The 21,635-nt window shown below is 66.5% G+C and carries 15 protein-coding genes; 4 read left to right on the plus strand and 11 right to left on the minus strand.

Features of this window, described 5'->3' with window-relative positions; all coding sequences use genetic code 11:
- Positions 1-81 precede the first annotated feature (81 nt).
- Complete coding sequence (locus BOX37_RS04195) at positions 82-363, plus strand: hypothetical protein (RefSeq protein WP_156910258.1); 282 nt, start codon at positions 82-84, stop codon at positions 361-363.
- Between the two features lie 61 nt (positions 364-424).
- Here the strand turns inward: BOX37_RS04195 and mycP are convergent, their stop codons facing one another.
- Together mycP and eccD are read right to left on the minus strand one after the other, a co-directional pair.
- A complete protein-coding gene (gene mycP / locus BOX37_RS04200; RefSeq protein WP_084760624.1) occupies positions 425-1,798 on the minus strand; it encodes a type VII secretion-associated serine protease mycosin in 1,374 nt (457 codons plus the stop codon).
- 41 nt (positions 1,799-1,839) lie between these two features.
- Positions 1,840-3,306: a type VII secretion integral membrane protein EccD gene (gene eccD / locus BOX37_RS04205; RefSeq protein WP_071926479.1), complete on the minus strand. Its 1,467-nt coding sequence runs from the start codon at positions 3,304-3,306 to the stop codon at positions 1,840-1,842.
- A gap of 185 nt (positions 3,307-3,491) precedes the next feature.
- Here eccD and eccCa point away from each other — a divergent pair, with 185 nt between their 5' ends.
- Positions 3,492-7,538, plus strand: a complete 4,047-nt coding sequence (gene eccCa, locus BOX37_RS04210; protein ID WP_071926480.1) for a type VII secretion protein EccCa — start codon at positions 3,492-3,494, stop codon at positions 7,536-7,538.
- The gene (locus BOX37_RS04215; RefSeq protein WP_071926481.1) at positions 7,535-8,971 is read left to right on the plus strand and encodes a type VII secretion-associated protein; all 1,437 of its coding nucleotides are present in this window, start codon (positions 7,535-7,537) and stop codon (positions 8,969-8,971) included. Before eccCa ends, BOX37_RS04215 begins: the two co-directional genes overlap by 4 nt.
- A gap of 388 nt (positions 8,972-9,359) precedes the next feature.
- Here the strand turns inward: BOX37_RS04215 and BOX37_RS04220 are convergent, their stop codons facing one another.
- The 8 genes from BOX37_RS04220 to BOX37_RS04255 all read right to left on the minus strand — a co-directional run bounded on the left by BOX37_RS04220 (position 9,360) and on the right by BOX37_RS04255 (position 18,558).
- Positions 9,360-9,653: a WXG100 family type VII secretion target gene (locus BOX37_RS04220; RefSeq protein ID WP_071926482.1), complete on the minus strand. Its 294-nt coding sequence runs from the start codon at positions 9,651-9,653 to the stop codon at positions 9,360-9,362.
- 36 nt (positions 9,654-9,689) lie between these two features.
- A complete protein-coding gene (locus BOX37_RS04225) occupies positions 9,690-10,016 on the minus strand; it encodes a WXG100 family type VII secretion target (protein ID WP_084759413.1) in 327 nt (108 codons plus the stop codon).
- Positions 10,017-10,509: 493 nt separating this feature from the next.
- The gene (locus BOX37_RS04230; protein WP_071926484.1) at positions 10,510-12,093 is read right to left on the minus strand and encodes a serine/threonine-protein kinase; all 1,584 of its coding nucleotides are present in this window, start codon (positions 12,091-12,093) and stop codon (positions 10,510-10,512) included.
- Positions 12,094-12,154: 61 nt separating this feature from the next.
- A complete protein-coding gene (locus BOX37_RS04235; RefSeq protein WP_156910259.1) occupies positions 12,155-13,378 on the minus strand; it encodes a DUF7373 family lipoprotein in 1,224 nt (407 codons plus the stop codon).
- 17 nt (positions 13,379-13,395) lie between these two features.
- Positions 13,396-14,622 (minus strand): DUF7373 family lipoprotein, encoded by a 1,227-nt coding sequence (locus BOX37_RS04240; RefSeq protein WP_156910260.1) that lies wholly within the window; start codon positions 14,620-14,622, stop codon positions 13,396-13,398.
- Positions 14,623-14,808: 186 nt separating this feature from the next.
- Positions 14,809-16,044 (minus strand): DUF7373 family lipoprotein, encoded by a 1,236-nt coding sequence (locus tag BOX37_RS04245; protein ID WP_071926487.1) that lies wholly within the window; start codon positions 16,042-16,044, stop codon positions 14,809-14,811.
- The gene (locus BOX37_RS04250; protein WP_240505205.1) at positions 16,041-17,231 is read right to left on the minus strand and encodes a DUF7373 family lipoprotein; all 1,191 of its coding nucleotides are present in this window, start codon (positions 17,229-17,231) and stop codon (positions 16,041-16,043) included. Before BOX37_RS04250 ends, BOX37_RS04245 begins: the two co-directional genes overlap by 4 nt.
- A 121-nt stretch (positions 17,232-17,352) precedes the next feature.
- Positions 17,353-18,558, minus strand: coding sequence for a DUF7373 family lipoprotein (locus BOX37_RS04255; protein WP_071926489.1), 1,206 nt, complete (start codon positions 18,556-18,558; stop codon positions 17,353-17,355).
- Positions 18,559-18,700: 142 nt separating this feature from the next.
- Here BOX37_RS04255 and BOX37_RS04260 point away from each other — a divergent pair, with 142 nt between their 5' ends.
- Positions 18,701-20,032 (plus strand): FHA domain-containing protein, encoded by a 1,332-nt coding sequence (locus BOX37_RS04260; protein ID WP_071926490.1) that lies wholly within the window; start codon positions 18,701-18,703, stop codon positions 20,030-20,032.
- On the opposite strand, the gene BOX37_RS04265 is transcribed toward BOX37_RS04260, so the two are convergent.
- A complete protein-coding gene (locus BOX37_RS04265) occupies positions 20,029-21,495 on the minus strand; it encodes a neutral zinc metallopeptidase (protein WP_071926491.1) in 1,467 nt (488 codons plus the stop codon). The genes BOX37_RS04260 and BOX37_RS04265 overlap by 4 nt on opposite strands.
- Between the last annotated feature and the right edge of the window lie 140 nt (positions 21,496-21,635).

The raw sequence follows: 21,635 nt of genomic DNA on the forward strand, positions 1-21,635 counted from the left end.
GAGCGTGTTCGACGAAATCGCAACTGGCACAGTCGTAATACGACGGCGAGGAGATTTCGCCGTCTTGAGGAGGGGACCCGAATGGGTATCGCAAAGAAGTCGATCGGCATGGCGTTCGTCAGCGCAGTGGCGGGGTGTGGGATTGTCACTGCCGGAGCTGGTGTGGCGCAGGCATTGCCGAGCGGAATGTTGTCCCACAGCGACTGCGTCGCAGACGCTGAGAACAGGAACCGGGTCGCCGAGAGGAACAGGGATCCGCTCGGCACCCACGCTACGTACACCGTTTTCGTGTGTGTCCAGGATGGCAAGGACCGGCAGGGCCGACAGCTGTACAAGGTAACGACCAAGACGGGGAACGTCTGATCGATTCGAGATGAAGGGGCTGTATCTGCTGTGGATACAGCCCCTTCATCTGTTCAGTCAGCTAGAGGTCGTCGGAGGACATGCCGAACTTGCGGCGGATCGGAAAGGACGCAAGGACGCCGAGTACGAGAGTCACGGCGATGATTCCCGAGCCTATCAAAGCCACGTTCCGTGCGAGATTGTCCGGCGGCGTCTGCGCGGGAGGTAGCGCGAGCTGTTCGCTGCGCGGCGGATGCACCCTCTTGGGCGGAAGCTCGTCGGGAACTTCGTGGGTCAATGCCGCGACCGGGTTCACTGCCCCATAACCGACGTAAGGGTTCCAGCCTTCGGCTGGCGAGTGGGCAGTGGCCTGCAAGCGTTTGATCACCTGCATAGCCGAGAGCTCGGGAAACCTGGCGCGGACCAGCGCAGCGACTCCCGCGACATAGGGAGCTGCGAAACTGGTTCCGCTATAAGGGGAGTGCTTCCCCTGGCCGTCGTACTTCCCGTCGGAAATTCCGGCGGTCCGTGCGTCCAACGAGGTAATGCCCTCGCCCGGTGCGGCGACACCCACCCATGGACCGGGCACCGTGAACGCGGACGGGGCCCCGGTGGCACCGATCGATCCAACCGAAAGCACGTACTCGTCGTACCACGCGGGGCTCACGTAGGTGCGGATGCTGTCCCAGAGGTCTTGTTCCGGCTTCAGCGGGTCGGGTTCGGGGTTCCCGGACTGGCAATTGTTGTCGGCGTTGCCTGCGGAAGAAACTATGACGGCGTCCTTCTCCAGCGTCGCATACTGGACGGCTGCTCCGAGTGCGGCGAACGCGGCTTCAGCGGCCGGGGAGCCGTTGTTGCAGGAAACCAGCGAGATATTGATGACGTTGGCTCCGAAGTCCGCGGCCCGGCGGATCGCAGCAGCGAGCGAGGAAACCTTCCCGTAGCCGTCTGGCCGGTCTTCCGCAGACTTCTCGCGACCGGCGCCCTCGGTTTGAAATAGTGCGCTGGTCTGTCGAATGCTCAAGATCCGCGCCTCGGGGGCGACCCCGGCGAATCCTTCGCCGTCGACTTCGGTGGCCCCGATGATTCCGGCTACGACGGTGCCGTGCACATCGCAGTCATCGGTACCATCGCCGCCTGCCTCTACATAGTCGCCACCGGGCATCAGACCGGGGAGCCGAGGATGCGGTGCGACACCGGTATCGATGACCGCGACGAGCTGGCCCGCCCCGCGGGAGAACCCCCAGGCCCGCTCCAGATCGAGCGAACGTTGACTGGTCGGAACCGTTGCCGTGTTCGTCACTGGTTCCGTCCGGTAGCACAGGCCGTTGACCCCGCTGCCACGCTCGGTCTTGTCCGGAGGCACTGCCGGATCTCCTGCGGGGAGCGCCCCCGGGTCTATCGGTGGTGGTCGGTCAGCGTTTGCGGTGCCGCAGAGACCGAAACCAGCTGTCATGCTGACGGCCACCATCACAGCAGCCACCCGAAAGCTGCGCCTCACAGCCCACGGACCAGCGAGTAGAGATCAGCGACCCAGAACACCAGCGGCAGCACCGCGGCCACGAAGGCGTACTCGAGCAGCTCGACCGCCCGGCGCATCGGCGGGGTGGCCGACTGGTTCGGCACGATCAGGCCGAGGACCAGCGCGGAGATCAGAATCACCAGCGCGGCGCCGAAAACCACCAGCGGCTGGCGCAGCTCGACCGCGACGCCGACCAGCATGATCAGCACGATCGCCGCGCCACCGGCGATGAGCACGATGGCCTGTTCGGCGCCGGCATAGGTGCGGCTGCGGAACATCAGCACCGCGGCGCACACCAGCGCCAGCGCGATGCCGGGCCAGTAGGCGTCCTCCGCGGTCGGGTTCACCGACAGCAGCGCGCCGACGACGGTGACCAGCGTGGTCGCGCTGACCAGACCGGCGAGGTAGTTGCGGGCCCGTTCCGACCTGGCGCGCAGCGCGTCGAGGGTGGGCAGCGCGCGATGGTCGTCGGGATCGTCCTCGGTGGGATCGATCGGGGTGCCAGGGGAGGGGACCGGCGGCAGCGGCAGCTTGGCCAGCAGCATCGAGATCCGCGGCGAGAGTGAGAGACCCGCGAGCCCGGCCGCCGCGGCGATCGCGCCGATCGCCTTGACCGGCTGCTCGGTGAGCAACCCGATCAGGGTGGCGGGAACGGTGAACACCGAGATCGTCGCCGCGCCGATGAACAGGGCGAGACCCACGCCGGTGACGCGCCAGGCGAGCACCGCGGTCGCGCCGAACAGCGCCGAGCCGAGCAGCAGGTGGGCCCAACCGTAGTGATCGGGGACGATCAACATGCCGCCGGTGAAGGCGGCGGGCAGCGCGCAGCCGCCGAGGACGAGCGCGGCGGAGGTGTCGCCGTACATCCGGCTCAGCACCGTGCCCGCGACCACACACAGGATCGCGACGAACAACGCGAGCGAACCGGTCGCCCAGAACGGCAGCGCGTCCGGTGCGGTGAGCAGGCCGAAGCAGCCGACCAGCATGGTGAGCGCGGCGAGGACCGAACCGGTGATCCGCGCGGTCTTCGGTGTCCAGCTGCGGTAGTGCTCGGCGTCGGCGATCGCGACGTTGTACATGATGTCGTCGAACAGCGGGGTCGGCGCGGTGTGCGAGGCACTCTCGAGCATCAGCAGCTCGCCGTCGCGGACACCGTGCTCACCCAGGCTCAGCGAGTTCGACAGGGGCGGGTGACCGATGCGTGCGAGCACCCATTCGGCGGGCTCGTACCGTTCCCCGTCGTTGTCGAATTCATTGGACCGACTGTGCTGTGCGACCATGTCGACCACACTCGGAATGACCAGCGCCACCGGCACATCGACCGGGATCGCCATGTCCACCTGCGTGTGCTTGGCCAGGATCGTCACCCGGGCGAGATCCGGTGCGCGAACAATGCCGCGCGCGGAATCCTCCTCGAGATGATCGAGTCGCGCGTGCGTCAAAACTCCCCCAACTCCGTCTCTACCTCGTGTTTCCGCTCGACCGCGCGGGCGATCGACAGTTTGCGGAACTCACCGTTCGGACAGCAGAATGCTCGACGAACCATACGACATGTCGGCCGCGACCTCTACACTGAGCCCGTCGCGAGGGCAGACAGCGGGTAGTCAAGCAGGGGGAGTCTTCGACCATGAGCACAGTACGGTTCCAGCGCCGTGCCCGGCGCGAGATGCCGCGTACCCCCGGTGGCGAGGTCACTCTGCAGCCGCCGCCCGAGATCCCGCGGATCACCCCGGGCAGTCTGCTGATGAAGCTGATGCCCGTCGTGATGGTGGTCGGCATGGTCGGCATGATGGCGCTGATGTTCACGACGGGCGGGCGCAACATCGCGTCGAACCCGATGATGATGATGTTCCCGATGATGATGATCATGTCGATGGTCATGATGTTCGCGGGTCAGGGCGGGGGTAAGGGCGCGAAGGCCGCCGAGGCCAACGAGGACCGCAAAGACTACCTGCGCTACCTCGACCAGGTGCGCAAGGACGTCGACGAGACCGCGACCCAGCAGCGTGCCGCCGTCGAGTGGAGCCACCCCGAGCCCGGCCTGATCTGGATGCTCGCCGGCACCAGCCGCATGTGGGAGCGCCGCTCCGGCGACAAGGACTTCTGCCACGCTCGCATCGGCCTCGGCGGTCAGCGGCTGGCGACCAGGCTGGTCGCCCCGGAGACCGGTCCGGTCGAGGAGCTCGAGCCGATCGCCGCGGTCTCGCTGCGCCGCTTCGTCCGCGCGCATTCCACGGTGCCGGATCTGCCGACCGCGATCGCGGTGAAGGGCTTCGGCACCGTCGCCCTCGACGGCGACCGCGCCCAGGCCCGCGACATGACCCGCGCGATGCTGTTGCAGCTGTGCATGTTCCAGGCGCCCGACCAGGTGCTCGTCGCCGTGGTCTGTGGCCCGGACACCGCCCGCGAATGGGAGTGGACCAAGTGGCTGCCACACACCCAGCACCCCGATTCCCAGGACGGCATCGGCACCCAGCGCATGTTCTACGGCTCGATTCGCGAGGCGATGACCGGCCTGCACCCGCTGCTCGGCAACCGGGTGCGCTACTCGCGTAACCAGCCGAACAACCCGAACATGGTGCACGTGGTGATCGTGGTCGACGGCGGCCTGCTCGAGGCCGAGGACGATCAGCTGCGGGAGTCCGGCTTCGAGGGCGTCACCATCATCGACCTGTGCAATTACGCCCCGCGCCTTGCTATTTCGCGTGGCATCAAGATGGTCGTCGAGGACGGCGAGTGCCTCGGTCGCGGCGCCACCGGCAACCAGGAACGCTTCGCCACCATCGACCGGGTCAGCGTCGAGCAGGCCCAGCAGGCCGCGCGCAGGCTCGCGCCCTACCGCGCGGCGACCCAGCGCAGCAGCGACGTGGAGACCGACGAGACCGAGACGATCTCCACCTGGTCACAGCTGATGAGCCTGGGCGACATCGGCAACTTCAACCCGGCCAGCGCCTGGCGTCCCCGCTACGGCCGCGAACGCCTGCGCGTGCCGTTCGGCGTCGGCGCCGACGGTGCCCCGGTGGAACTCGACATCAAGGAAGCCGCCGAGAACGGGATGGGCCCGCACGGCCTGTGCATCGGCGCGACCGGTTCCGGTAAATCGGAGTTCCTGCGCACCCTGGTGCTCAGCCTGCTGGCCACTCACTCGCCCGACCAGCTCAACCTGGTCCTGGTCGACTTCAAGGGCGGTGCGACCTTCCTCGGTCTCGACGGTGTCCCGCATGTCGCCGCGGTCATCACCAACCTCGAGGACGAAGCCGACCTCGTCGACCGTATGAAGGACGCGCTGGCCGGTGAGATGAACCGCCGCCAGGAGGTCCTGCGCCAGGCGGGCAACTTCGCCAACGTCTCCGAATACGAAAAGGCCCGTGCGGCAGGCGCCGACCTCGATCCGCTGCCCGCGCTGTTCGTCGTGCTCGACGAGTTCTCCGAACTGCTCACCCAGCACCCCGATTTCGCGGAACTGTTCGTGATGATCGGCCGCCTCGGCCGCTCGCTGCAGGTCCACCTCCTGCTCGCCTCGCAGCGACTGGAAGAAGGCAAACTCAAGGGCCTGGAATCGCACCTGTCGTACCGAATCGGCCTGAAAACCTTCTCCGCCAACGAATCCCGCCAGGTGCTTGGTGTCCCGGACGCCTACAACCTGCCGAGCACTCCTGGTGGCGGCTACCTGAAGTCCGACTCGGGCGAGATCCAGCGCTTCCAGGCCTCGTATGTGTCGGGCCCGTATGTCGGTGGTGGGTCGGCGCGCGAGGTCACCAGCGCGGGCATCGTCGGCGGCGAGATCGACGTCAACGCCCGCCCGTTCAACGCCACCCACATCGGCTTCCGCACCTCCGACCGGGTTCCGGTGGCCGCCGAGCCCACCTTCGAGCCCGAGCCGACCAGCGAGGGCGACGGCGAACAGACATCGAACCTCGACATGCTGGTCTCCCGGATCGCCGGGCACGGCCGCCCCGCGCACGAGATCTGGCTGCCGCCGCTCGACGAGGCGCCGACCCTGGATCAGCTGGTGCCGCGTTCGATCCTCACCGGCGAGTACTCCGCCGTCGCCACCCTGCGCGCGCCGATGGGCATCGTCGACCGTCCCTACGACCAGCGCCGCGACCCGTTCGTCGTCGACCTGTCGGGCTCGCGCGGCAACGTGGCCGTGGTCGGTGGTCCGCAGTCGGGCAAGTCGACCGCGTTGCGCACCATGATCATGGCGATGGCGCTGAGCCACACCGCCGAGCAGGTGCAGTTCTACTGCCTCGACTTCGGTGGCGGCACGCTGACCGGTCTGCAGGGTCTGCCGCATGTCGGTTCGGTGGCCAGCCGCCTCGACGAGGATCAGGTGCGCCGCACCATCTCCGAGATGACCACGATCGTGCGCACGCGTGAAGCCCGGTTCCGTCAGCTGGGTATCGAGTCGATGACCGAGTTCCGGCGGTTGCGGTCGACAGATCCGGCGTCGAGCCCCGCCGCCGCGGGCGCGCACGAAGATCCCTTCGGCGACGTGTTCCTGGTGATCGACGGCTTCGGCTCGATCCGCCAGGATTTCGACGCGCTCGAGCAGACCATCATGAACCTGGCCGTGCAGGGTCTGTCCTATGGAGTCCACGTGGTGATCGCGCTCAACCGCTGGGCCGAGGCCAGGCCCGCGCTCAAGGACCAGATCGGCACCCGTATCGAGCTGCGTCTCGGTGACCCGATGGACTCCGACCTCGGCCGCAAGTTCGCCACGTTGGTGCCGCAGGGCCGCCCTGGTCGCGGCATGACGCCCGAGTGCCTGCACATGCTCACCGGCCTGCCCCGTGTCGACGGTTCCTCGGATCCGTCGAACCTCGGTCAGGCGGTGTCGGCGGCGGTCGAGGCGATCGCTCAGGCGACCCCGGGCCGTCCGGCGCCGCAGGTCCGGATGCTGCCCGATCAGCTGCCGCGTGAGCAGCTGCTGTATCTGGCGGGGAACTGGCCGTCCCGGCTCGACCCGGCTGCCCGGTGCACGCGGATCCCGATCGGTATCAACGAGGCCGAACTCGCGCCGGTCTACATCGATTTCGCGGAGAGCCCGCACTTCATCATCATCGGCGACGCCGAGTCCGGTAAGACGACGCTGCTGCGCTCGATCATCGACGGCATCGCGGCGTCGAACACACCGAACCAGGCAAGGTTCATCGTCGGCGACTACCGGCGCACCATGCTCGGCCTCATTCCTGAGGGGTACCAGGCCGGATACGGTTCCACCGCACCGCAATTCACCCAGAACATGACCGACCTCGCGGCCTATGTCGCCAAGCGGACCCCGGGGCCGGACGTGACGCCGCAGCAACTGCGTGAACGGTCGTGGTGGACGGGTCCGGAACTGTATGTGATCGTCGACGATTACGACCTGGTCGCCACCTCGTCGGGCAACCCGGTCTCCGCGCTCGTCGAACACCTGCCGCACGCCCGCGATCTCGGCTTCCACCTCATCATCGCCCGCCGCTCCGGTGGCGCCAGCCGCGCCATGTACGAGGCGACGCTGGCGCGGATGAAGGATCTCGGTACCGCCGCGCTGGTGATGAGCTGCAGCAAGGACGAGGGCGTGTTGGTCGGCACCACCCGGCCCGGCCCCAAGCCCCCGGGCCGGGGCACCTACGTCACCCGTAACACCGAGGGCCTCATCCAGACCGCCTGGATGCCGCAGCCGGAATGACCGTCGTCGAGCTGGTTGTCAGCGAAGCCAAGATCTGGGCGCGCGGCACCACCACGCACTGGGACGTTCCGCCGTCGATCGTGCTCGGCAGCAACGGTTCCGATCTCGTCGTGGGCGAACCGCTGACCCCACCCACCCAGGTGGTGTCGGCGGTCCAGTACCTCGCCGGCGACCGGATCGCGTTGCCGCCGCGCATGCCGACGCTGGACCAGGCGCTGTCCGCGGTGCTCGGCGCGATCATGGACACCCTCCGGGTCGCGGTGCCGTGTGAGCGGCTCGTCGTGGTCCACCCGACCGCGTGGGGTCCCCGCGCGCTGGACCTCTTCGCCACCGCCGCAGCGCGATTCGCGCACGAGATCGTGTTCGAGACGTGCGCGGTGCGCGCCTCCGATGTCGACGAGGCCACCCGCCGCAGCCGCCGCACCGCCGTGGTCGAGTTCGGCATGCTCTCGACCACGGTGTCCTCGGTCGGCTACGACGCCGAGGGCACCCATGTCGAGGCGGTCGAGGTCGAACCCACTCTCGCCGCAGCCGAACTCGACGGTGCCGAAGGCTGGCGGCTGTTCGACGAGCTGCTCGCTCGATTGCTCGCCGATCGGCCCGCCGATGTCGTGCAGGTCTTCGGCACCACTGATCCGAAGGTGTTGGAGGCCGTCACCTCCGCGGTGGAGAACGTCTGTGGCGCAACGGTTCCGGTGAGCCCGCTGACCGGAACGGACTTGGCGCGCCCTGCCGCGCCCACCTCCGCCTACACTCCGTCCATCCCGCCGCCTGCCGCCGAGTGGATGCAACCGCTGCGCGAGCGCGCGGCGGCGACCAAGCCGGTCGATCATCGCCCGCTCTACGTCGGCGCCGCCGCGCTGGCCGCCGTCATCGCGGCCGCGGCTGTCGGTGGGTTCTTCTTCCTCGGCAGCTCGGGCGATCAGCAGGCCGCGGCCACGGTCGAGACCAGCACGGCCACCAGCGCTTCGGCCACCGCACCGCCGACCTCGAAACCCGCGCCGCGCCCCAGCACCGAGGCAATCGGCCGAGTCGTCGTGGAGGTCCCCGTGGGCTGGCACCGCTCGTCCACCGCCGACCCCACCACCCGCGCCGACCTCGTCCCCGACGACGCCACCCGCCACCGCATCACCATCACCCAGAAACCGGTGACCCCCGGCGCGGGCTACGACGACGTCGCCGCCGACCTCGCCGCCCAGATCGCCGAGAAGCCCGCCGGAACCGTCACCGAGGTCCGTCGCGACGTGGTCTTCGCGGGCCGCCCCGGCCTCGCCTACGAAGAACACCCCGCCGACGGCTCCACCGTCCGCTGGCAGGTCCTCGTCGAACGCGGAGTCCAGGTCAGCATCGGCTGCCAGTACCTCGACAACGGCTGGCCCGCCCTCACCCCGACCTGCGAACAGGTTGTGGGTGCGGTCCAGGTGGGTCGGTAATAGGGCCACTTCCGAGCGCGCGGAGATCAGATCTGGCGACGGACGTGCGGTTAGGTGAGTTTGTCGATGAATCGCATGGCGTAGAGAGTCGCCGCCACCACGAACAAAGTGATGGGCCCGGAACGTCGGCGCGCGGGGGAGGCTCACCTGCAACGACTGCTCGGGGTGAGGCAACGCGCTGCGTGCTGGGCGACCGGGCAGCATCGCAGTATCCAGCGCCGTCCACCAGTCGACCAGCGGGCACCGACCCGGAACCCGGGTTGCGGCAGTGGTGAAAACTGACTGGGCCCGGGCGACGGGCAACTGGACCTGCTCGAAGGGCTCCGGTCAGGCCTTGAACCAACTCGGGCCTCAGCGCATGCGCTGAGGCCCGAGGTACGTCGGTTTGTCAGCCGAATTTGGCGGCGGCACCGATATCTGTTGCCCGCAACTCGTCGTTGCCGGCACTCACGGTCTGCGCTGCTTTTTCGAGAGTGGCCGACAGCTGCTGGGAGTTGGTGTTCCACTGCGCTTGCATCTGAGTAAAGGCGGCTTCCGCGTCACCTGTCCAGTTCTCGGCGACGAAGTTCGTCACAAACTTGTGGAAGTCCTCCAGCTGGGCGTTGACCTGCCGGGCAGTAGCGAGGACCTGCTGGGCACCTTCTTCAACGCTACCGAAGTTCGATGAAATTACACCGGTCACAGGAGTCTCCTATATTCGTTCGTTAGTAAGACGGGATCAGCTCATAGGGGGGAGGTCGAGGCTTGACACCTGATTACTGATTCGTGACGAGTATTCGACGTCCTGAGCTTCGTAGTCCGATCCAACCTTGATGAGGCTTTCGGCCGTTTGGGCGAGCTGGTCGTTCATCCTGTCGGCCTGGCGGTAGTACGTCTCCATGAAGGTATCGAAGGCGTTGCGGGCGGTACCCTGCCACGTCGCAGTCAGGAAATCTTCCTGCCCCTTCAGCTTGACGATCGCGCCGACGAGGTCGCCGTGCTTCTTCTCGACCTCCTTGGCGAACGTCGCCATTGCCTCTGGGCTTGCATTGAACTGACCTGACATCGAAGCTCCTATCGCTTGAGTCGCTGGATCGTGGTTTGGCCGGATCTAGGTCCGTACACATTGTTAGACGCGATGCGGTCGTCTTCGGTTCCGTCGAATCCTGACGAATCTCTCGCCGCCACTGTGGTGCTGAGCGAGCTACCTCGTTGCCATCGTGCGCCTAGCGCCATCCCCGTGGAACAACCTCCCCATCCCAGTGGATGCGAAGGGTACGTCGGTCCCCCGATTGATCGCTGGGCGCACGTAGGACTGCGGATCTTCCCCCCTTCCCCTGCTCGCATGTCGTAGCCGCGCGTCTCACGACACTTTACTTGCCCGTCACCGCCGAGGCTACTGGGTGCTCGCATCGATGGTGGTGACGACCGGTTGGCGCCCCGACTACGCCTGAACAGCGCGCCGGAGCGTTCGTCCACCGCGAGTCCGCGGGTAACGCCGTGGCCCGAAGGCGGCGTAGCGCTGGACGCCGAGAACGTCGAGTTGCTGGTGACTCGGCCTATGTGACCTGAGCCTGCAGGATCGGTACCAGCTTGTCGATGAGGGTCTGTTCCGATCTGGTCGACCAGTCGCGGATCGCGGAAACCGTTGCAGGATCATCGATCACGATCACCGTGGCGCGCGAGCTGGTGATCGCTGGCGGGAGCCCGAGTAGACCGCCTCCGCCCGCTTTCGCGTCGCTTCGGACAGCGAGAATGTATCCGGTTGTCATTGTGGACAACGCCGAGTAGCGGTCCGCGTTGCCGACGATGCGAGGAGATTCCTCGTCGCCCTCTTTGCGGTAGCTCGCGTTGTAGACAAAGCCGAGATCGCTCAGGAACGTGGTTTGTGGTGTCGGCGACAGATGGATCGCCATGTCGGGGCTGGTCGTACTCGCGCCCGGATCAGTGACGTCGACAACGATCATCACCTTCCCTTCGAACGAAGGGTTGTCCTCACGGGTTTGCTCCAAGGGCGTGAGTGCTTTCGTCTCGGGGGTTGAGGTGAGGGTGGATGCCGCGGTGACCGGCGGATCGTCCCCTTCGCTCGGCGTCGCGATGATCCCGATGGCTGCGGCAACCGCCACTGCCGCACTCAGGGCGACCACCGCGATCCATTTGCCGCGTCTGTTCGGCTTCGAGGGGGACTGCGGAGGTGGCGCAGGTGCATTCTGCGCGGAGTAATAGCCAGACTGTGTGGCCGGATGATAGGTCTGGATCGGATAGGTCGGGGAGGTGTTGGTCGGCGCCGGGGTGTGACCCGGTGTCAGCGCACTTGCCGCGGCGTCGGTGAATTCACGGCAGGTACCGAATCGCTCGGCGGAATTCTTCGCCATCGCGCGTGCGAAGACATGGTCGAGTGCGGGTGGCATGCCCGGGTGCACCGAGGTGATCCGAGGCGGTGGCTCGTGCAGGTGACCCATCATGACCATGGCGGGCTGGGCCGCAGGGTATGGGTTCTGGCCGGTGAGGAGTTTGAACAACGAGCATGCGAGGCTGTAGATGTCGGCGCGGTGATCGAGAACCGCACCTGACAACTGCTCCGGCGGCGCGTAGGCGATGGTGGCGAGGAAGCTGCCGGTCTGCGTCAGCTCGTTGGCGTCGTCACTCGACTTGGCGACGCCGAAGTCTGTGAGAAAGACTCGCTCGTCCTCGTCACCGTCGGTGGTCGACAGCAGGAAGTTCGCGGGTTTTATGTCCCTGTGCAGCAAGCTCTTCCGGTGAGCGTAGTCGAGACCCTTACCAACTTCGGTGATGATTCGAAGTGCTCGCAACGGCGTCATCGCATGACGATCACGGGCAAGCTCAGCTGCCGCGTCCGTACCGTCGACGTACTGCATGGCGATCCACAGTTGGCCGTGCTCTTCGCCGCGGTTGTATACGGAAACGATATTGGGGTGATCGAGACCGGCCGCCAGATTGGCTTCGCGCTCGAACCGCGCTCGGAACTCGTGGTCTCGGGAAAGCTCGGGGCTGAGAACCTTGAGTGCGTCCATGCGCGGCAAGCTGGGGTGCTTGGCCAGGTAAACCGTGCCCATACCGCCTGCGCCGAGCACTCTTTCGACCCGATACCCGCCGACTATGGTGCCGGGACTCATCGCCATACTGATCGTCTCCTGTCCTGAATCAGTGAGGCGTTCTCTCTACTGGTTCGGTGACTGCTGTCTATTGACTGTTTGCCAAGAGTGCGTATTGTGCCGCGGCACGTTGATGTACGTCTCGCAGCTGATCGCCTTCGACGGTGGCTACGTAGTGGCGATAGGTGACAGCACACCGGAATCGCTTCTTCTTGATGTCATCGCCCGGACCTTCTCCACACTTTGCCTCCGGAATCTCGGCGGGTGCGTCCGCGGGGCTGGGATGGGAGCGTTCGAGAACCTTTGGCGACAAGCTCAGTGCGGCCTCGGCATCGCGAGTGCGGAACAGCATCGACACCGCGAATGATCCGGCGTCGCTCAGCGAGAATCGGTCGACACCGGCATCGGAGAGGATCGGTTTCCAGTAGTAGATGTCGGCGACCTGATGGAGGAAGCCCTGCAGCGTGTACGAGGCTTGGTCACTCGGATCGGGCAACCCGATTCCACTCGGATTGAATGTGCGCCGCAGCATCCCGTCGGGGTCGTTGTCCAAGAAGAGCGCCTGCTCGGCAGTGAGCGGCTCGAGGGCATCGAGCAGCGGAAGCTGCGCAGCGTAGGTCTTCTCGGCCAATTCCTCGAGCGCTGCGCGATCGGGGCTGGTGGTTCCGAGGTACATGCTGACGACGTAGTGTCCCTTCGCCATGACCGAGCCGATACTGGCCACACCCGGGCGCCAGTGGGAGTGCGCCTCCGGATACTTGGCGAGGGACACTTTCTCGTTCATGTCGGCAGCGACCGCGAAATCAGCTTCCTCGATCTCGAAAGCGGCCTGCTTCGCGGAGGTTTCGTCCGGGAACTGCAAGACCGTGACCGCCGTGAACGACTGGTCGTCGACTTCTTCTCCGGGATTCTCCGGCTTCTTGTCTGCGCTGCCGACGGCGTACCCGAACATCATCTTGTTTCGCTCTAGCGCAGGTTTGGTGGCATTGGCAAGCACCGTCGTTGCCTTTTCGGCATCGAGGATCGGGATCGATCCGGTGCTGTACTTGAAACGAGGATCGATGTCCAGCCCGGTGACGACGGAGTTCGCCAACCGCGTGACGGCGAGCTTCAAGCCGCCGCCGAGGTCGTTTTGGTACGTGTATCGCATTTCCAGCGGCTCGGTGGCGTATGAGCCGACATCCAGTTTGCGTACGTCTAGTTCGGCAGGCGCCGATGAGCCTGGTACAGCGGAGCCGCAACCGGCGACTGTCAGTGCGGTGGCGATGATGGTCGCCGCGCACGCCAAAATGCGTGTGCTCGGTGAAGGCATCGGTTTTCCCTGATCCTTTACTTGCTCTTCGCCAGGATGGCGTACTGCGCCGAGATCCGCTGGTGCACATCGGTCAGCTGGGATGCGGCGACCTCTGCGGCATACCTACCGAACGAAACGGTGCAGTAGTACTTGATCGCGTGTACCGCTGGGCCCACATACTCTGTGCACTGCGCGTTCGGAAGTCCCTGCGGAGACTCCGCTCGCCGCAAGAACTTGGACACCTTGCCGTGTTCCTCCGCGATCCGCTGTGCCGCCTCCTCGTCACGCGCGCGGTACACGAAGTTTCCCTGCCATGCGATCCGGTCGACACCCGTTTCCTCGAAGAGGACGGCGTCTTCGGCAGGGCTGCCCGAGAGGTGGAGGCCACCGTGACGGTTGTACACGCCTGGAATGCCTCGCTGTGCGCCGTCATCTGTCACGGTTGGCAAGACCAGCCCCAACACGCCGTCCATATCGATCTCGGAGTCCATCAGTTCGTCGAGGCGCAGCGGCGCGTATTCCGCCAAGCTGTCGGAGATCTTGTCGATGCTGGTCTCGGCTCTGCTGATGAGCTTGGCGCTGTCTGCGGTCTCGAGTGCGGACATGACATTGTCGTAGATGTACGTGGCAATGACGAATCGGCCGACCGCATACCATGACTGGAACATTCCTGGTGAACCAGGATTTACCTGTGCTCGAGCCGATGGGTACTTCTCGAGCTCGACCGGCTGGTTCTCCGAATCTGCACCGAACTCCTCGTCGGCGAAGACATTTGCGGCCGTACGAGCGTCCAGTTCGGTATCGAACAGCATGACGACATTGTCGAGCTCGTAGGACAGGCCACCCTTGACGTTGGATTGCCCGGTGCTGACGAATCCCGAGATGAATCCGGTGGTGAGTTCACTCAGCCGACTGGGATCAGCCCGCATCCGACCTTTGATGACGGTCGAACCGAAGTCGGTGAACAGACGAATGGCCCCAGACATGGCGGGCGGTGCCACGGTCACTTCGGGATCGATCTCCATCGGTAGGGCGACGTAGTTCCCCATCCGCATGGCTTCGACTGCTTTGGCCTGCTCGAGACTGGTGACCTTGCCATACACCTTGGGGTCGGTACGGAGATTGCCGACGTCCAGCGCGGCCAGATCGGCTGGTGCCGGAGGCGCAGTTTCGGTTGCTTCGGAGGAAGAACCGCATCCTGCAGTCGTGACGATCGTGACTGCCAACCCGGCCGTGAACAGCGCCGAACCAGTTCTCCTCATTCGTTCCCCTCCGTCATGAGCGACCAGAAACCTCTACCCACCGGTCGCGGCACCTCGGGGTTCTCGCCACCCCGCCAGCCAAGTGCTTCAGAGAAGATAGCACTCGTGCACAGGCGGTGCCCGGACCGCGATGGCAGCTGTGGTCGGCGCGAGCGGTGGGTTCGATATGGCCGCTGCCAGCTCTGGTCATCGGGTGTTGGCGAAGAGTGCGTACTGGGCCGCCGCGCGTTGCTGGGCGTCGAGAAGCTGGTTGCCGCTGACGATTCCGACGTACTCGTTGTAGGCGAGGATGCAGCTGAAGCGCTTCGGTGCGGCCAGGCTTCTGTTCTCCACGCACGCGGAATCCGGGAGATTCGGTGCGGCGTCGGCGTCGGCTTCTACCTGCCAGGGGAACAGTTGCTCGGTGACCGCGCGGCGGGCGGTCGCGGCGTCGGGGGTGCGGATGCCGATCGAGCCCCAGGACAGCGCGACCTGCTGGGCGTCCATCTTGGTGAGCTGTTCGGCGATGTAGCCGCGGTCGCTGGGCAGGGGGTCGCCGGAGTAGTGCAGGATGCCGTGCCGGCCGGTCACCAGGTAGAAGCCGGAGCCGTCGGGCGAGGTCAGTTCTTCCGGATTCAGGGTGCGCATCGCCAGGTGATCGGGGTCCCAGGGCAGGGTCATCACCTCCTTGTCCGACAGCGGCGTCGTCTTGTCCAGCGCCTCGATCTGCTTGGCATAGGCGGTCTGGGCCAGGGTGACGAGCGCTTGCTGATCGGGGCTTTCCACCGAGAGCAGGAAGGCGATCACGTAGGGGCCGTGTGGGAGCAGGGTGCGCAGGAAGGGGGAGTCGGGGCGCCAATGTGATTTGGCCGCAGGATAATCGGGCAGATCGACCGGCTGGTTGCGGTCCTCCTGCGCCGCCAGGTCGGCGTCGTGGAATTCCTGTGCCGCGGCGGCGGCCTGTTCGGCGGTGGGGAACTGGAACACCATCGTGGAGGCGGTGAGTTCGTTGTCGTCACGCTTGCTCGGCCAGCCGCCGAGAGTATTGACACTGGTGTCCCTGGACGCGCCGCTGGATTCGAAGCCGTAGAGCAGTTTGTGCGTCTTGGCGATCGGCGACATCACGCCGTCGTCGCCGAGTGCCCACGGCATCACTCCGGCGGACACGCTTCGTGCTCGCTTGCCGTACTTCATCGCTGGATCGATCTCACCGGAGTTGATCACGAAGTCGGCCAGGCGCATCGCCGCGACCTCGTACATCTTGTAGAAGGGCGGGACGGGATCGTCGTCGTGGGCGTTGAGTGGTTCGGTGGGGTAGGAGCCCACGTCGAGGGTGCTGATGTCGGTCTCGCCGGGGAGCGGGGCGCCGGAGAGTGTCGAGCCGCAGGCGGTCAGGACGGTGGTCAGGGTGGCTGCGAGCAGGATGCGCGTCGTGAATCTCATCGGGCGTTCACCAACAGGGCGTATTGGGCGGAGACGCGTTGTTGGGCGTCCAGAAGCTGGTGTGACCACACATAGGCGGCGTAGCGGTCGAAGGCGGCGGCGCAGTAGAAGCGGATCGCCAGGCGCTGGCGGCCGATGTACTCCTTGCACTGGGCACTCGGCAGATTCTTCGGTGCTTCGGAGGCGGTGAATTTGCGGGTCAGGCCGCCGAGTTCGTCGCGGATCAGCTGGGCACCGGCGATGTCGCGAGCACGGTAGACCTCGGCGCCGTCATTGGCGTACAGATCGGCGCCCGCCGCCTCGATGAACTCCGCGGTGCTCACCGGGTCGGAGGTGAAGTGGCGGGCAGTGCCTGCGCTGTACACGCCGGGCGGGTTGATCCAAGAATCTTCACGCGGGCGCGGCAGGGTGCGGCCCAGCATCCCCTCGCGGTCGCGCTGCAAGGTCATCAGCTGGTCGACGGGAGTCGGGGTGAACTTCTGCAGCGCGGGGACGATGGTGTCGAGGCTCTTGCGGGTCAGGTCGAGCAGAGCCTGCCGATCGACGGTCTCCAGCCAGATATTGAGGTAGTCGTAGATCCAGGTGTAGATGACGAGGTGCCCGGTGGCGTACCAGGAGCCGATCGACTGTTCCTGGGGCTGCCAGTGCGCGATCGCGTCGGGGTAGCCGGGGATCTCGATCGGTTCGTTGCGGTCGACGTACTCGAAATCGGTGCGTTCCAGCGCTTCGGCGGCAGCGGTGGCCTTGTCCGCATCGGGGAAGATCATCACGGCGTTGACCAGGTCGATACCGCGATTGTTCGGTTCGGTCTGCGCCGAGCTGACGAAGCCGCCGAGGAAATCGGGCGCGGTCTCGGCGAACCGGTCGACGGCCATGATCTTGCCCAGTGACGCCTCGGGATCGAGGAACACCGAAGCCATCGAGGGGTTGGTGTGGATGAATCGCGGATCGATGTCGGCGGGCGTCGGCACCACATCGCCGAGTCGTTCGGCCTCGATGAACCGCGCCTGATCCATAGTGGCGACCACACCCACCTCACGCGGTTGTGTCGGGTAGTTGCCGATATCGAGCGAGGCCAGGTCCACCGGTATCTCGACGACGGTCGGTGGATCGTCGGACCCGCAGGCCGCCGTCGACAGCAGCACCGCCGACAGCAGCGCACCGGTCACCCTCGTTGAAGCTTTCACGGCGATGTCCCTCCCGGAAACGACTCGCGACCCTCCCCGGCCGATCATGATCGGGCGAAGCTTACGTCATCGAACGATTCCGGTGTAGGCCTGTCGACCTACCGAATCGGCCCGGCGAGGCTCACAAACTGTTGGCCAGCAGGGCGTATTGGGCGGAGATCTTCTGGCGGACATCGGGTTCCTGATCGGAGCTGACGATGCCGAGGTAGCGCTTGTACGGGATGTAGCAGCGGTACTTGTATTCCTGGTCGGCGTCACCCTGATCGTTGAGTTGCAGGCATTTCGCGCCGGGGACGTCGGTGGGCGCGGGCAGGGTGTCGTAGGTGCCCGCGCTGTCGACGAGGCCGGTCAGCAGGGCCTCGGCGGCGGCCTGGTCGCGCACCAGAGTGATGGAGCCGCCGTCGACCATGGCGATTCGCTCGGCACCGGTGGCCTCGATGAGTTCCTGGCGGGTGGTCTGGTCGGCGGTGTTGTTGACCAGGTGCGCGGTGGAGTACACGGCGAAGGAGTGCTGGTCGGGGCCGAGGACGTCGCGGTTGCGCACCACGGCCCGCGCGAGTAGGCGGTCGGGGTCGACCGGCAGGTCGGCGAGCTGGTCGTACGGGGTGGGAGTGAAGGCGTCGAGCACGGGAAGTTCGGCGTCGAGCGCCTGTTCCACCCAGGCGATGAGGTCGGCGGAATCGGCGCGCGGACGCTGAATGAACAGCGAGATCACGAAGTCCTCGTGTGCCAGGAACGCGCCGATCGTTGGCACGCCGGGCCGCCAGTGCAGGTAGGCCTGTGGGTATTCGGTCGAGGCGAGCTTGCGGTTCTCGGGCGAGACGGCCAGGTCGACGTCTTCGAGTTCGCGGGCGGCGAGCGTGGCCGCGGTGGCGTCGGGGAAACGGAGCAGGACCGTGGTGACGGCCGTCGTCTCGGCGGAGGGCCTGGTCTGGCCCTCGGGATCGGGACGGTCGGCGCCGAGCGCGGCATACCCGACGACGAACCCGCGGTTCTCCAACACCGGCCGGGAGACATTGGCGACGAAGTCCAGCGCCCTGCTCACGTCGGCGATCACCGTGCCGCCGCGGCCGTGCGACAGGGACGGGTCGATTCGCATCGCCGGGACCACGGCCGCCGCCATCCGGGTGCCCTCGACGAGAGAACCCTTGTCGCCCGCGGGTTCGTCGTAGCGATGGTGGTCGGTGGCGTAGGCACCTGTCGCCAGGCCACGCACATCGGGTTCGGCGGCGACGGGCGTCCCGCTGACCGCGCACCCGGTGACGGCGGCCAGCGCGATGGCGCAACAGAGTGCGGATACGATCCGGATCTTGGTCGACGAGATCATCAGTGCCCCTCGGTGTTCCTCCGCTGTAGTACTGAAGTTACCGGACCGACGGCAGCCAGGGGGACCTGAGTTGACGGGTTTGCCATAGTCTGGATGACATGGCGACGACCCTGCTGCGCAGTTCCGGTGGAGGCCGATACCGGTGAAGGATCGGCAGGTCGAAGTTGTGCTCGGAACCCATGCGGTGGCCCGCGTCGCGGGCGCGGTCATCGTGGTGGCCCATCGTGGGCCCGGCAGGCTCGCTCCCGACGGCACCGCGGCGATCGCGCTCGAGTCGCTGGCCGCGTTGGTGCGCGGCGCCGCCGAGGAACAACCGAACGGGCCGGGTGCGCTGGTGGCGCGGGAGGCCACGCGCTGGCTGATGAAATACGCCGAACAGATCTCGCCGGGGACACCGATCGACTTCGGGGTGCTCTCGGCGGCCGACAACGGCGGTGTCGCGATCTTCCTGCACGGCGCGGTGACCGCGGTGCTCGCCGGTGACGGCACCGTGGAGTACTACCGGGGCAGTGACGCGGCGTTCACCGTCGACCGGGTGGCCTCGGAACCGGCGAAGGCGGTCGCGCTGTTCGCCGACGACGCCAAGGGCCGCATCCCCGATCTGCCGTCGGAACGCGGAATCGGTTGGCTGGTCGAGGGTATCGCGCAGGCGGGCGGCGCCGTGATGTGGTCCAACGACGTCCGCAGCCGGGTCCGCACCGCCGACCCGGCCGGGCAGGGCCGCAGGCCACCGGTGCCCACCGCGCGGATCGATCGGGAACCGTCTCCCGCGCAGCCGGATTCCCGCCCGGCCGAGCCGCCCGCGACCGGAATGCAGCCCGCCACTTCGTTGATGGACGCCGTCACCAGCGCCACCGGTCCAGCGCATGCCGCGGTCGATCCCTACACCGCCGATCCGCACCATGCCGAAACCCGCCTCGCCGGAACCAATCCGGCGCCCGAGCCCGATCCCGACCTGCAGCGCAGGCTCGAATCGACCGCCAAGGCGACGGTGCTCACCGTGAAGGTGATGGGATTCAAGTGCGCGCGTGCGCATCCCAGCGATCCGCGCGCGGCGTTCTGCACGGTCTGCGGCATGCCGGTCGACCAGACCCAGGCGCTCGCCGAGGTCGTCCGTCCGCCGCTGGGGATGCTCGTCCTCGATGACGGGATGACCTATCTGCTGGCGGCCGACGCGGTGATCGGCCGCGATCCCGAGCACTCCGAGGCGGCCCAGCGCGGACTCGTCCCGTTGCGCGTCGACGACACCTCCGGCGGCATGTCACGCGCGCATGCCGAAGTGCACCTGGTGAATTGGGACGTTCAGCTCGTCGACCGCGGCTCCACCAACGGCACCCGCAGCCGTCTGCCCGGCTACCGCGACTGGATCCGGCTCACCCCTAATCAGCCGATGGTGCTGGTCCCCGGCACCGAGGTGATGATCGGCAACCGGGTTCTGCGCTACGAACCCGCCGCCCCGCCGCCGTTCGGCTAGGAATACCGGGAGAGGCAGGTGGTTTCGCCGTTGAGGACGCCGGCTCGGAAGGCGTCGACACGGGAGAAGCCGCTGGGCACGGTGTTGCCCTCGGCGTCGCTGGCGGCCAGGCCGTCGGTGAGCAGGCCGGAGACCGCCTCGTCGAGATCGCCCGCGGACAGCTGGATGTCGCCCTGTTCGACCGGGCGGCCGGATTCGGCGAGCTTGCCGGTGACCACCCCGGCCAGGCAGGCGGCGCGCAGGCCGGTCTTGGCGCCGGTCAGTTCCTGGCCGTGGCTGCGCTGCACGGCGAGGGTGTAGCGGGAGATGAACACGACGTAGCCGTTGTAGTCGCCGCTGACCTTCACCGGCAGCGGGCCGTCGTCCTCGGTGTCGACAGCGCCGCGTTCGGCCAGGCCGGGCACGTCGGTGGCGATTAGGTTCTTGTCGGGGCAGTAGGTGACCGGCTCGGTGACCGCGCCGTCCGCGCAGTCGATGCGCGAACCCGAGTAGTCGTAGGTGGGGGCCTGCTCGACGGGGAGGATCGCCCGCAGCGCCTTGCTCAATTCGACGAGAGTGTTCTTCGTGATGGGGTGCTCGCCACGTCCCTGATCGCCGGAGAAGCTCTGCGGCAGATTGCCGCGACGCTGTTCGATCTCGGCCTCGTCGATGACCTTGCAGGCACGAGGGCCGTCGGTGAAGCCGATCTGCACCGCGGTGACGCGTTCGAAGGCCGAACCGTGCACGCTCTCGGGGTGGTCGGGATCGGAATCTCGAATCGCGACAGTCGCCGCCAGCACGGAATTCAGGCCGTCCGAGGTGTTGATGGTGAAGTGTTTCGACTTGCCCTCGGCGACATGGCGGATGAACGCTCCCGCGAAGCAGTCGGCTTGTTGCTCCTTGACCAGGACCGGGGTCTTCCTGGTGGCGATCTTGGCGTTGGTCTGGATGGCGTGGCCGTATTCGTGGGCGAGCACCATCACCACCGACATCTTGCCGAACGTCTCGCTCATGGTCGGCAACAACATCGCCCGGTCCCAGCCGATGGAGTTGTCGGTGCGGCAGTACGCGGCGTTGACCAGGTGATAAGTGCTCTCCGAGCAGAACTCGACCGCCTGGCTGCGCGAGGCGCGCGCGTTCCACGAGATCAGCTTCACCACCGGGTCGAACTCCTCACCGGGGAATTCGGCGGGGAAGGCGCTCTGCCAGTAGGCCTGGATGTCCGCGATCGCGTTGAGCGCCAGCGCGTCGACCTCACCGCCGTCGCCGTTGGTCGCGGTCAGCTCCGAATCGGCCACCCCCGGCCGCGGCCCGTTCGGCCCACCGGTGGTCGGCAGGCCGGCCACCTGGAACGGGTCGTCGTAGATCGAGACCCCGTGGCCGTCGATCGCCCGCGCGCACCCCGCGATCGACAGCACGACCGCGACTGCGATGAGAAGCGCCCGAGCCGTTTTCGCGCGCGCGGAGCGGTCGTTGGCTGGCATTGTCACGTGAGTCCCCCTCGGTCGTGGCCGTGACGCCGGTTCCGCCCCTGGTCGCGTGGGTGGGCGATGGGTTCGCGCGAGGTGGAGACCGGGTGCGGATCGGTCGCCGGATCGGGAATACAGCCATCTCGGGGCAGCGC

Origin of the sequence: Nocardia mangyaensis (assembly GCF_001886715.1) — a bacterium.
GTDB classification, from domain to species: Bacteria; Actinomycetota; Actinomycetes; order Mycobacteriales; family Mycobacteriaceae; genus Nocardia; species Nocardia mangyaensis.